The sequence below is a fragment of the Nocardioides caricicola genome (assembly GCF_039541135.1).
Taxonomy (GTDB): Bacteria; Actinomycetota; Actinomycetes; order Propionibacteriales; family Nocardioidaceae; genus Nocardioides; species Nocardioides caricicola.
Genome location: NZ_BAABFQ010000003.1, coordinates 159,114 through 170,986 on the forward strand (window position 1 = coordinate 159,114; position 11,873 = coordinate 170,986).

At 71.9% G+C, this 11,873-nt stretch carries 11 protein-coding genes; 4 read left to right on the forward strand and 7 right to left on the reverse strand.

All coding sequences use genetic code 11. From position 1 onward, the window contains the following. Positions 1-2 precede the first annotated feature (2 nt). Complete coding sequence (locus tag ABD875_RS02460) at positions 3-299, forward strand: hypothetical protein (protein WP_345170884.1); 297 nt, start codon at positions 3-5, stop codon at positions 297-299. Here ABD875_RS02460 and ABD875_RS02465 read toward each other — a convergent pair whose 3' ends face one another. Further along, on the reverse strand, positions 300-1,382 hold the full coding sequence (locus tag ABD875_RS02465; RefSeq protein WP_345170885.1) for a serine hydrolase domain-containing protein: 1,083 nt from the start codon (positions 1,380-1,382) through the stop codon (positions 300-302). It lies immediately after the preceding gene. A gap of 47 nt (positions 1,383-1,429) precedes the next feature. On the opposite strand from ABD875_RS02465, the gene ABD875_RS02470 reads away from it, so the two are divergent. The 3 genes from ABD875_RS02470 (at position 1,430) to ABD875_RS02480 (ending at position 4,124) form a co-directional block, all read left to right on the forward strand. Further along, entirely contained in the window at positions 1,430-2,260 is an 831-nt protein-coding gene (locus ABD875_RS02470; RefSeq protein ID WP_345170886.1) for an SMP-30/gluconolactonase/LRE family protein, read from the forward strand. A gap of 207 nt (positions 2,261-2,467) precedes the next feature. After that, positions 2,468-3,523, forward strand: a complete 1,056-nt coding sequence (locus ABD875_RS02475; RefSeq protein ID WP_345170887.1) for a hypothetical protein — start codon at positions 2,468-2,470, stop codon at positions 3,521-3,523. Further along, entirely contained in the window at positions 3,516-4,124 is a 609-nt protein-coding gene (locus ABD875_RS02480; protein WP_345170888.1) for a class F sortase, read from the forward strand. Before ABD875_RS02475 ends, ABD875_RS02480 begins: the two co-directional genes overlap by 8 nt. On the opposite strand, the gene ABD875_RS02485 is transcribed toward ABD875_RS02480, so the two are convergent. The 6 genes from ABD875_RS02485 to ABD875_RS02510 form a co-directional block, all read right to left on the reverse strand. Beyond that, on the reverse strand, positions 4,105-5,442 hold the full coding sequence (locus tag ABD875_RS02485; protein WP_345170889.1) for a chitosanase: 1,338 nt from the start codon (positions 5,440-5,442) through the stop codon (positions 4,105-4,107). The genes ABD875_RS02480 and ABD875_RS02485 overlap by 20 nt on opposite strands. Before the next feature lie 265 nt (positions 5,443-5,707). Then, a complete protein-coding gene (locus ABD875_RS02490) occupies positions 5,708-6,604 on the reverse strand; it encodes a carbohydrate ABC transporter permease (protein ID WP_345170890.1) in 897 nt (298 codons plus the stop codon). Then, positions 6,601-7,491, reverse strand: coding sequence for a carbohydrate ABC transporter permease (locus ABD875_RS02495; protein WP_345170891.1), 891 nt, complete (start codon positions 7,489-7,491; stop codon positions 6,601-6,603). The genes ABD875_RS02490 and ABD875_RS02495 overlap by 4 nt, the downstream gene beginning before the upstream one ends. 74 nt (positions 7,492-7,565) lie before the next feature. Beyond that, positions 7,566-8,942 carry an ABC transporter substrate-binding protein gene (locus ABD875_RS02500; protein WP_345170892.1) on the reverse strand — a complete coding sequence of 459 codons (1,377 nt, stop codon included), beginning with the start codon at positions 8,940-8,942 and terminating at the stop codon, positions 7,566-7,568. Positions 8,943-8,997: 55 nt separating this feature from the next. Beyond that, the gene (locus tag ABD875_RS02505) at positions 8,998-10,635 is read right to left on the reverse strand and encodes a glycoside hydrolase family 13 protein (protein WP_345170893.1); all 1,638 of its coding nucleotides are present in this window, start codon (positions 10,633-10,635) and stop codon (positions 8,998-9,000) included. Positions 10,636-10,738: 103 nt separating this feature from the next. Further along, on the reverse strand, positions 10,739-11,761 hold the full coding sequence (locus ABD875_RS02510; protein WP_345170894.1) for a LacI family DNA-binding transcriptional regulator: 1,023 nt from the start codon (positions 11,759-11,761) through the stop codon (positions 10,739-10,741). Between the last annotated feature and the right edge of the window lie 112 nt (positions 11,762-11,873).

The following is an 11,873-nucleotide window of genomic DNA, read 5'->3' on the forward strand; positions in this document are numbered from 1 at the left end:
CCATGGTGGCGAGCCGTTCCGCCCGCCAGCGCAAGGCGGCGGTGGAGGCCGGTCCGCTGTCGACGGTCAGGATCGACCTCGACAGCGCGGAGCAGTTCGCCTACAAGGTCACCTGCACCACGTGCACCGCCAAGGGCCACCGGAAGTGGTCGACGTACCGCGCGGGCGCCGACAACGGCTACCTGGCGGCGATGGACCGGTGGATCTTCCACCTCGTCGAGAAGCACCCCGGCGCCGAGGCGCCGTGCTTGGCGTACCTCGAGGCCGCGCAGCAGCGCCTGCACGAGCGGCGCTCGTAGTCAGAGCGGCGGCAGCCCGAGCACCTCGCGCACCGCGCCTTCGAGGCGGTCGCCCCGGTCGTGGGTGCCCACGTGGCCGGTGAGGAACGCGGCGGCGTACCGCCCGGTCTCGCACCACCAGCCGAAGCTGCCGCCGGTGCCGCCCATGCCGTAGCCGTCGGGGTCGAGATCGACGCCGAGGCCCCACTCGCGGTCGCCGCCACCGACCACGAGGTCCGGTTCCGGCCCGGAGCCCCGGGTCAGCTCCTGCATCACCTCGGGGCCCAGCAGCCGGCCGTGGGCGAGCGCGACGTAGAGCTCGGCGACCGCCCGGGCCGTGCCGTGGCCGTTCACGGCCGGGACCTCGGCACGCCGCCAGCGCTCGCCGTTGACGACCTCGGGGTCGCGGACGCCGGGTGGGTTGCTGATCGCCGGCTGGTAGAGCGGGGGATAGCCCTGTTGCGAGGCCTCGAAGTCGTCACCGAAGCCGGTGAGATCAGCGACCCGCGCGAGCTCTGCGTCTCCCAGTCCGATGTGGAAGTCGATGCCGTTCGGGCCGCACACCTCCTCGCGGAGGAAGCGGCCCAGCGTGCGCCCGTCGACCGCGCGCACGACCTGGCCGAGCGGGTGCCCGTAGAACAGGGCGGACTCGCCCTGCGCGGTGCCCGGCGGCCACGACGGCTGCTGCTCGGCGAGCAGCGAGCACATCAGGTCCCAGTCGTAGAACGCCTCGGTCGGCGCCGCGGCGTCCAGTGCGACCAGGCCGGACCGGTGCGACAGCGCCTCGCGCACGCTCGTCTCGGTCGTGAGCTCGGGCCAGTACCGCTGCAGCGGGTCGTCGAGACCGACGCGCCCGCGGTCGACGAGGGTGAGCACCGCGAGCGCGGCGAACGGCTTGGTCACCGAGTACGGCATCACCAGCGTGTCCCGCTCCCACGACCGCGTGTGCGTGGCGTCGGCGTACCCGCCCCAGAGGTCGACCAGCCACGCGCCGTCGTGCCAGACCGCGAACGCCGCGCCCGTCCCCGGCTGCTCGGCGAGCACCTCGGCGAACACGTCCCGGACGCCCGCGAACGGCGCGGCCGCAGAGCCCTGGATCTCCACGTGGGTCCTCCCGATGAGTTGCGGCCGCCAGTCTGGTCCATCTCGGCATGACGGCACACGTGCTTTACGACGGGCTGGCCATGGGCGAGTCGCCCCGTTGGCACGACGGCGCTCTGTGGGTCTGTGACTGGCTGGCCGGTGAGGTGCGCACGATCGACGACGCCGGCCGCAGCAGCGTCGTGCGCCGGATCGAGGGCCTGCCGTTCTCGGTCGACTGGCTGCCCGACGGCCGGGAGGTCTACACGACGAACACCGGGGTGGTCGTCGGGGTGGTCGCCGGGGTGGACCTCGCGCCGTACGGCGGGAGTGGGCGGCCCTGGAACGAGATCGTGGTGGATCCCGCGGGACGCGTGTACGTGAACATGCCCGGCTCGATGCCGGGGGAGGAGCCGCGGCCCGGGATCGCGGCCGTGATCACCCCCGACGGTGTGACCCGGGACGTGGCCGAGGACCTGTGGTTCCCGAACGGCATGGCGGTCACGCCCGACGGCCTCACGCTGATCGTCGCGGAGTCGCACGCGCAGCGGCTGACCGCGTTCACGATCACCGACGACGGCTCGCTCACGGACCGACGGGTGTGGGCGGAGCTCGGGCCCGGTGCGGCGCCGGACGGCATCTGCCTCGATGCGAACGGAGCGGTCTGGTACGCCGACGTCCCGAACCGGCACTGCCGTCGCGTCGCCGAGGGCGGGCAGGTGCTCGACACCGTCGAGGTCGACCGCGGCTGCTTCGCGTGCATGCTCGGAGGCCCCGACGGCCGCACGCTGTTCATCGTGGCCACCGACTGGGAGCGGCTCGACTGGCAGCGCGGCGGTGGCGACCGGACCGGACAGGTACTGACGTTCCGTGCCTCGTCGCCTCGGGCGGGCCGCCCTTAGGGTGCAGCGGTCCAGCCGACGGACCTCGATGCAAGGGATGTCCAACGAACCTCCGGGGTCGGGGTTACGTGTGATCTCGCGGTGGTCCAGACCGGCGTGAGAAGCCGCCTCCGACGGGCAACACAGAGGTCATCACACAGTGCGCGACGGATGTGGGGACGGACGTCGGTCACTCGGAACCATGACCACGAACGGAGTGTGTTGAGCATGTCTCGGACTCAGTACGGACTCGCGATCGCCTCGGCGGCGACGCTCGCCTCGCTCTCCTGCGGGGCACTGATGGGCGCAGCGGTCGCTGACCCCGGCGGCGTTCCGCACCAGGGTGACCATGGCAAGCACCTGGGCCAGGTCAAGCACGGTGACAAGGACGACAAGGACGACAAGGGCGACAAGGGCCCCAAGAAGGACAAGGGCGGCCAGGGACACGGCCAGGGACACGGCCACGCGAACGGCCACGCCCACGCCCCCGGCCAGCAGGCCTCGCCCGGCAACCAGGGCAACGGGAACGGCCAGGGCAACGGCAACGGTCAGGGCAACGGCCAGGGCAACCAGGGCGGCGACCTCAGCGACCCGCCGGGCAACAACGGCACGGTGAAGATCGCCGCACCGACCGACGCGGTCGGCCACCCGAGCAACAACCCGCACCCGGGCTGCACGGTCGTCGTGGAGTGGTTCGGCTTCGACGCCGGCGACGACGTCGTCTCGACGGTGAGCTTCGCCCCGCAGGCGCCGACGTCCGACGCGACCATCGGCGGTGCCAGCCCGTCGTCGGTCTTCGTCGGTGGTGACGCCGCATCCGGCGGCACCGACCTCGACGGCCGCCAGGCCTACACGCTCACGTTCACCGGCGAGCCGCACCCCAAGCAGGGTTACCACGTGAAGCTCACGGTCGCGACGCCGCACTCCCTCGGCAACGACACGAAGTCCAAGGTCTTCTGGGTCGAGCCGTGCGCAACCACGCCGACCGCGAAGACGCCGGGCACCACCTCGCACGCGGCTCCTCCGGCACCCCCGAAGACGACCTCGCAGCAGGGTGCGAGCAGCTACTCCATCTCGGTCCCGGGCTCGACGACCACGACCACCACGACCACGAACTCCGAGCGGGAGGACAGCGACACCCCGGTCCCGACCGCGGTCGACGCGGGCGACGGGTCCCAGGTGCTCCCGGAGTGGGCGCGCTCGCCGCTGCCGCTCGCGGTCGTAGGCGGCGGGCTCGTCCTGGTGGCGGCGGCGCTCGCGCGTCGCAGCCGGGCCGGTGCCTGACGCGCGTTCGCTCGCGCTCGCGGCCGCCGGCTCCCTGCTGGCGGCCGCGGGAGCGGTGGTGTGGCTGACCAACGGCGACGCCGTGTCGATGACGGCCGACCCCGCCGCGCGAGCGACGACCCCACCCCCGATCGGCACGACTGCGCTGCCGGTCCGTGCTGAGCCGGAGCCGGGCTCGCCGCGGCGGGTGCTGATCCCGGCCCTCGACGTCAGCGCGCCCGTCGTACCCGTCAAGGCACCGGACCGCACGCTCGTGCCGCCGGCCGACCCCAGCCGGCTCGGCTGGTGGGCCGACGGCGCCAAGCCGGGCGCGGGCGAGGGCAGCGCGCTCATCGCCGGGCACACCGTCCACACGGGCGGTGGGGCGCTGGACGACCTCGAGGAGCTCGACGCCGGCGACGAGGTCGTGGTGCGCACGGACCAGGGACGGGTGCGCTACGTCGTCGACCGGGTCCGGATCTACTCCAAGGGCCGGATCGCCGACGACGCCACGCAGCTCTTCAGCCAGGACTCACCCGGGCGGCTGGTGCTGATCACGTGCGAGGACTGGGACGGCTCGCGCTACCTCAGCAACGTCGTGGTCACCGCGACGCCCGCTTGATGTGGAAGCGGTCGCCGTACACGTGCCAGGTGAGCGGCGGCCGGAGCGTGAGGTTGCGTTCCCGGAGGAAGCGTCGTTGGGCGGTGTCGATCCGTGAGGTGTCCTCGTGCGCGGACTCCTGCTTCATCACGCGGGTGCGGGCGTCGAGGAACGCGTCCAGGAAGGCGACCTCCGATCCGCCCTCGGCGGGTGTCCGGGCGTGGCGCAGCGCGGCCCGCCTGATCCCGCCGAAGCTGGACGCGTCACCGCCGGGTCCGTGCATGACGATCGCGTCGTAGTAGACGAACTGGCCGAGCGTGCGCAGCCCGTCCTGCTTCGCCCGGCGTACAGCAGGGTCGAAGTACACCCGGTCCCGCTCGGCGTCCTGGGCCCGCCGGAAGGCCGCGTCCCGCGCGGCCGTGTGCCAGGCGCGGACGAACGCGCGGCCGAGTCCCCGGTGGGAGTCGGTGCCGTTCACGCGTTCCAGCGCCGGGATGAAGCGCGCGAGCGGGTTGTCGGGCCGGGCGTCGGTGTAGCGGCGTACGACGACGAGCATGTCGCCGGTGCCGGAGCAGAAGCCGATGATCCCGCCGGTGTAGCCGCGACCGTCACCGATGTCCTCCAGGTAGGTGTACTGCCGGCGCCACCGCAGCGTGGAGTTCTCCGCGCTCGAGACCAGCTGCATGGCGATGTCCTTGCGGTCCGGCCGGTCCAGGCCTGGTGCGACGCGCGCCGACCTCAGGTCGAGGGAGTCGGACCAGTACGGCAGGTCCGCGCCCGCGTCCACGACGTCCTGGGCGGTCGTGCCGTCGACCCGGTCGTCGTGCGCGATGTCGAAGGCGGTGTCGACCGAGACCGGCAGGTCCGCCTCACGGGGGTCGGTGGTGAGGCGCGGGCCGTGGGAGGTGACCATCACGGTCTGCCCGTCGCTCGCGGGCACGAGGACGAAGATCCCGCCCGGATCCTCCTGGGGGTCGTTGAGGTTCCAGCGCAGCGTGCCGCGCGATGTCTCGTCGCAGCCTTGGGAGTAGAGACCCTCGGTCCTGTCGCAGTCGGTCAGATCCGGCCGCGCGAGCGTGCCGATCGTGACCGTCACGGAGTCGCCGTAGTCGGTCTCAGTCCGGCCGTAGCGCAGGTCGGCGCCGACCGCGTCGTCGTCGAACCCGTCGAACCAGTCAGCGGTCGCGGTCGTGGCCAGCTCCGGGGTGCCGACGTGCTCCGCCGCGACGTACGCGAGCGCCTGCGGCGTGATCGCGGCCCGGTCGTCGTCGCAGCCGGTGACGAGGCCGGTGACGAGGGCGCCGGCGAGCAGCAGGATCCCGAGACCGGCGCGGAGCATGTCGTCACGGTAGCCCGCGGCCGTCGAGGTGCTGGTCGAGGGCGCGGAATGGTCACCAACCGCAGGTGGGAGCGCTCCAGATCTGCGGTTGGTGACCATTCCGCGCGTCGGTCCGCCACGTCGGTCTGCCCGTCGGCCGCCGGCTGGCCGGAGCCGACTCCCCGTGAACGGCGGAGCCCCGAGGGCCATCGAATGGTCACCAACCGCAGGTGGGAGCGCTCCAGATCTGCGGTTGGTGACCATTCCTGCGGGGTCGCGCCCGCGCTCAGCCCTTCACCGCGCCGTCCAGCCCGCCGCGCAGGAACAGCCGCTGGAACACCAGGAAGAACGCGATCGGCAGCGCGCAGGAGATCAGCAGCGCCGCCATCATCACGTCGAGCTCGGTCACGCCGGCGAGCCGCGGCAGCCGGACCGAGAGCGGCTGCTTGGCGGGGTCGGGCAGGACGACCAGCGGCCAGATGAAGTCCTTCCAGGCCGCGAGCACCGCGAAGACCGAGACCACCCCGAGGACCGGCCGCGACATCGGGAGCACGACGTACCAGAACAGCCGGAAGTCGCCGCAGCCGTCGACCCGCGCCGCCTGGATGACCTCGCGCGGGAGGTTGTCGAAGAACCGCTTCACGAGCGCGATGTTGAACGCGCTGGCTCCGGCCGGCAGGAACGCGCCCCAGTACGTGTTCACGAGGTTCCAGTGCGTGAACGGCATGTCGAGGACCGTCAGGTAGAGCGGCACCAGCAGCACGACGGCCGGGACGAACATGGTCGCGAGCACCAGCCCGTACAGCACCCGGCCGTAGCGCGGTCGCAGGATCGACAGCGCGTAGCCACCGGTCACGGCGACGAGCATCTGCACCGCCCACGAGCCGAACGCGATGACGACCGTGTTCCAGAAGTAGAGCTTCAGGTCGATGTCGACCCACGCGGTGCGCAGGTTCGCCCAGTCGACACCGTTGGGCCAGAGCTCGAGCGGGTGGCGCAGCGTGTCCTGCGTCGGCGTGATCGCAGACTTCGCCAGCCACAGGATCGGCCCGAGGCAGACCAGCACCAAGAACAGCAGGACCAGGCCGTTGAGCAGCGTCCGGCCGACCTTGAACAGCGGGCGGCCGCGCTCGTACTCCGACGTGATCCCGCGCGACTCCGCGGCACTCCTCCGGGCGCTCACTCGGACCACCGCCGGGTCAGCCGGAAGTACACCAGCGACAGCAGCGCCAGGGTGAGGGCGAGCATCAGGCTCAGCGCGGTCGCCTTGCCGTAGTCGCCGCCCGTCGTGTTCTGGAACGCGTAGCGGTAGACGAGCAGCAGCACGGTCAGCGTGGAGTTGTTCGGCCCGCCGTCGGTGAAGAGGTACGGCTCGAGGAACACCTGCGCCGTCCCGATGATCTGCAGGATCAGCGTGATCAGCATGATCCCGCGCAGGTGCGGCAACGTGACGTGCCAGACCTTGCCGAGTACGCCGGCGCCGTCGACCTCCGCGGCGTCGTACTGCTCGGGCGGCACCGACACGAGCGCGGCGAGGTAGATGATCACCGTGCCGCCGGCGGCCGCCCAGGTCGCCTCGATGACCAGTGACGGCATCGCCCAGGCGGGATCCTCGAGCCAGGGCACCGGCCCGAGCCCGACCTTGCCGAGGATCGAGTTGAACACGCCGGTCGGCTCGGCGTCGTAGAAGAACCGCCACAGCAGCACGGCGACTGCGGGCGGGATCACGACGGGGAGGTAGGCCAGGAGCGAGTACAGCCCGCGGGCGCGGCGTACGTCGCTCATGATCACGGCGAGGATCAACGGCACCGGGTAGCCGAACACCAGCGCGAGCAGCGCGAACCACAGCGTGTTCTGCACAGCCGTCGACAGCAGCGGGTCCTCGAGGACCGCGCGGAAGTTGTCGAGGCCGACGAACTCGGGGTCGGTGACCAGGTTCGTCTGCTGGACGCTCATGATCACCGACCGGACGATCGGCCACCACGAGAAGAGCCCGAAGACCAGCAGCATCGGCAGCAGGAAGACCAGCGTGCTGGCCGACCCACGGGCACGGGTCAGGAGCGAGGACATGAAGACCTTTCGGGACACAGGGGTCGAGGCCGGCCGGCGCGCTCGAGGATGACGCGCCGGCCGGCCCCCACCGGTCAGGAGTCGAGCAGTGCCTGGGCCTGGCCCTGCGCGTCGGCGAGGAGCGCGGCGATGTCCGCGTTCTCGTCGGTGAGCACCTTCTGCACGACGGCGTCGAGGATCGCGTACAGCTCCTGGGTGTGGCTGGACGGCTCCGGGATCAGGTTCTGGTCGAAGATGCCCTCGCGGAACGACGACATCTGGTCCTGGGGGACGTTCACGTACGGCGCGATCGCGTCCTGCACGCCCTGCCAGGTCGGCTCGTCGAAGATCGGCAGCGTCGGGGTCCCGATCGGCTGGTCGCTCTCGGCCAGCACCTTCGCGTCGGCCTCGGCGGCGGCGGGGTCGTAGTTCTTCTTCTCGCGGTAGAAGTCGTTCCACAGCACGGCCGCGGCCTGCTCCTCGTCGCTGGCCTTGGCGCTGACCGCCGCGACGGAGCCGCCGCCGAGGACTCCGGCGTCCGGGCTGTCCGAGAGCGGCAGCACGGCGAGGCCGTAGCTGTCCGGGTCGACCTGGTTGGTCGTGACCAGCGCGTTGTAGACGTCCGAGCCGGACATGTACATGCCGACCTTGCCGGCGGCGAACGCCTCGTTGATCGTGCCCCACTCGAAGTTCGTGTTCTTGCCCATCGAGTCGTCCTCCCACCGCATGTCGTGCAGCATCTGCAGACCCTCGGCGGTGGCCGGGTTGTCGACGGTCGCGGTGGTGCCGTCCTCCGACTGCAGGCGGCCGCCGAGCGTGTAGGTCAGCGTGGTCAGCATCCAGCCGCCGGTGTTGTTGGCGCTCATCTGGACGTAGCCGGCCTGGCCGGTGGCCTCCGCGATCGCGTCGGCGTCCTCACGTACCTCGTCCCACGTGGTCGGCGGCGAGTCCGGGTCCAGCCCGGCCTCCTCGAACAGGTGGCGGTTGTAGTGCAGGCCGACGCCGTACACGTCGGTCGGGAGGCCGTAGATCTTGCCGTCCGTGCCGGTCGCGGCGGCGAGCACGCTGGGGTTGAACTCGTCGGCGTACGGCAGCTCGTTGACGTACTCGGTCACGTCGGCGATCTGCTGCCGCTCGGCAAGGCCCTTGGTGTCGGTGAACGGCACCCGGAACGTCGTCGGCAGGGTGTCGCCCGCGAGCTGGGTGGAGAACGTCTCGGCGCTCCACTCCCACTCGACCGGCTCGACGACGATGTCGGGGTTCGCCTTCATGAACTCCTCGGCGAGCTTGTTGACGGCGTCGATGGTGCCCTGCTCGTCGCCGGGCCGCCAGCCCTCGACGGTGATGGACACCTTGCCGTCGTTCTCGCTGTCGTCTCCGTCGCTGCCGCACGCGGCCGCGAGCACCGAGACGGAGGCGAGGGATGCGATGGTCGCCAGCGCGGTCAGGCCGCGCCGCCGGTGGTTCCTCATGGTTGCTCCTAGGTGGTGTTGCGGTTCGGGTCGGGTGCCTGGACCCCGGGTCGTGTCAGGTGAGCTGCAGCCAGGCGCTGGCGTCGGCGGGCAGGCGTCCTCCTTCCAGCGGCACGCTGGCGAGCCAGGTCTGCGCGGGAGACGGCAGGTCGAGCGGACCGTCCGAGAAGTTGGTGACGTGCACGAAGCCCTCACCCCGGCGGAAGGCGATGGCCTCCGGGCCGAGGTCGAGCCACTCGAGGCCGCCGTCGCCGAGCTCCGGGCGCTCGTGGCGCAGCCGGAGCGCGGCGCGGTAGAGCGCCAGCATCGAGCCGGAGTCGGCGGACTGCGCCGCGGCGGTGAGCCCGGCCCAGTCGCCGGGCTGGGGGAGCCAGGTGTCGACGGGTACGCCGCTGAAGCCGTACGGCGGTGTCGTCCCCGACCACGGGAAGGGCACGCGACAGCCGTCGCGACCGGGGTCGACCCCGCCGGAGCGGGCGTGCATCGGGTCGTCGATCCGGTCGAGCGGGATATCTGCCTCCGGCAGCCCGAGCTCCTCGCCCTGGAAGAGGTAGTAGGCGCCCGGCAGCGCCATCGCGAGCAGTGCCGCCGCGCGCGCCCGCCGGGTGCCGAGCGCGAGGTCGGTCGGCGTGCCGAAGCGCTTGGTCTCGAACGCGAACGCCGTGTCCTCACGCCCGTAGCGCGTCACGGGCCGGGTGACGTCGTGGTTCGACAGCACCCAGGTGGCAGGCGCCCCGACCCGGTCGTGCACCTCGAGCGTCTGCCGGATCGACTGGTCGAGGGCCTTCGCGTCCCACGGCGAGGCCATGAAGTCGAAGTTGAACGCCGAGTGCAGCACCCCCGGGCGCAGGTAGCGCGCGAAGCGCTCCGCGTCCGGCAGCCAGATCTCGCCGATCAGCACCCGGTCGGGCCCGTAGGACTCGGCGATCCGGCGCCAGCCGCGGTAGATGCCCTGCAGGTCCTCGCGGTCGACGTACGGGTGCTCTCCCGGGTCGTGCGGCGGGTCGACCTCGGGCAGGTCGGCATCCTTGGCGAGCAGGGCGGCGGAGTCGATCCGGATGCCCGCGACGCCGCGGTCGAACCAGAACCGCAGGATGTCCTCGTGCTCGGCGACCACGTCGGGGTGGCCCCAGTTCAGGTCCGGCTGGCCGGGGGAGAACAGGTGGAGGTACCACTGCTCGGGTCCGTCCGGGCCGACCACCCGCGACCAGGCCGGGCCCCCGAACTCCGAGACCCAGCCGTTGGGTGCGCGCTCGCCGTCCGCACCGCCGCCGTCGCGGAACCAGAACCGCTCCCGCTCCGGCGAGCCCGGCCCGGCGGCCAGCGCTGCCTGGAACCACGCGTGCCGCTCCGACACGTGGTTGGGGACCACGTCGATGATCGTGCGGATCCCGAGCGCGAGCGCGTCGGCGATCAGGCCCTCGGCCTCGGCGAGGTCGCCGAAGGCCGGCTCGATGGCGCGGTAGTCGGCGACGTCGTAGCCGCCGTCGGCCATCGGCGAGGGGTACCACGGGGTGAACCAGAGGGCGTCGACCCCGAGGTCGGCCAGGTAGGGGAGCCGGGCCCGGACGCCGGCGAGGTCACCGGTGCCGTCGCCGCTGGCGTCGGCGAAGCTGCGCGGGTAGACCTGGTAGATCGCGGCGCTCCGCCACCAGTCGGCGTCCCGCCGAGGGTCGTGCTGGTCGGTGCTCACGCGTGCAGGCCTCGTTCCCGGTTGCGGTGACCGTCACGGGGGTGACGGCGCCGGGAACGCTAAGAGCGCTTGCAGTGCACTGCAAGAACCTGACAGTGAGTAATTATCTTGCAGATCTTGCACCGGCAGACGCCGCGTTTGCAGGACGCGTGGACCGCCTGACGACCAGCTCGGGCTCGAAGAGCAGCTCGTCGGCGGGCGCCTCCTCGCCACGGATCTGGGCCAGCAGCGCAGCCACCGCGGCGCGGCCCATCGCCTCGATGGGCTGGCGGACGGTCGTCAGCGGCGGCTCCACCGAGGACATGAACGCGGAGTCGTCGTACCCGACGACCGACACGTCCTCGGGCACCCGCAGGCCGGAGCGGCGCACGGCCCGGATCGCGCCCAGTGCCAGCGGGTCGCTGGCGCAGACGAGCGCGGTCGCGCCGCGACCGACCAGCGTGGACGCCGTGGCCTGGCCGCTCTGCAGGGAGAACTGGCTGTGCCCCACCATCGCGTCCGGGAGGTCGAGGAGCGCCCGTGCGGCGGCGAGCTTGCGCACCGACGGCTCGTGGTCGCGCGGGCCGAGGACCAGGCCGATCCGCTCGTGCCCGAGCGCCTGGAGGTGCTCCAGCGCCTGCTCCATCGCGCTCGCGTCGTCGCAGACCACGCTCGGGAACGGGAGCCGGTCGATGCCGGCGTTGAGCAGCACCACGGGGAGCTTGCGCCGGGCGAGCCGGTCGTAGTGCGCGTGGTCGGCCTCGGTCTGGCTGTACTGGCCGCCCGCGAAGATGATGCCGGCGACCTGCTGCTGCTCGAGCAGCATGTCGACGTACCCGGCCTCCGCGCCGGCCTCGTTGATCTGCGTGCACAGCACCGGCGTCAGCCCGTTCTGCGACAGCAGCGCGCCCACCACCTCGGCGAGCGCCGGGAAGATCGGGTTCGACAGCTCCGGGAGCACCAGGCCCACCAGGCGGGCCCGCTCGCCCCGGAGCTTGGTCGGCCGCTCGTAGCCGAGCACGTCGAGCGCCGTCAGCACGGTCTCCCGGGTCGCCTCCGAGACCCCGGGCTTGCTGTTCAGCACCCGGCTCACCGTCGCCTCGCTGACGCCGGCCCGGGCGGCCACCTCGGCCAGTCGTCGGGTCATGGCGGCAATCTAGCCGACTCAGACGTGCAAGAAGCCGACAAATCCGAGCAGGCGGCCGTCAGGATGGCTGCAAGCCGGGCCGGGATCACCGGCGGCCGTTACCGAACCGTGT

Excerpts from the sequence above, each read along its gene's own strand:
- ABD875_RS02500 (WP_345170892.1), bottom strand. The coding sequence starts at position 8,942 with ATGAGGAACCACCGGCGGCGCGGCCTGACCGCGCTGGCGACCATCGCA.
- ABD875_RS02485 (WP_345170889.1), bottom strand. The coding sequence starts at position 5,442 with ATGCTCCGCGCCGGTCTCGGGATCCTGCTGCTCGCCGGCGCCCTCGTC.
- ABD875_RS02470 (WP_345170886.1), top strand. The coding sequence starts at position 1,430 with ATGACGGCACACGTGCTTTACGACGGGCTGGCCATGGGCGAGTCGCCC.
- ABD875_RS02475 (WP_345170887.1), top strand. The coding sequence starts at position 2,468 with ATGTCTCGGACTCAGTACGGACTCGCGATCGCCTCGGCGGCGACGCTC.
- ABD875_RS02460 (WP_345170884.1), top strand. The coding sequence starts at position 3 with ATGGTGGCGAGCCGTTCCGCCCGCCAGCGCAAGGCGGCGGTGGAGGCC.
- ABD875_RS02510 (WP_345170894.1), bottom strand. The coding sequence starts at position 11,761 with ATGACCCGACGACTGGCCGAGGTGGCCGCCCGGGCCGGCGTCAGCGAG.
- ABD875_RS02495 (WP_345170891.1), bottom strand. The coding sequence starts at position 7,491 with ATGTCCTCGCTCCTGACCCGTGCCCGTGGGTCGGCCAGCACGCTGGTC.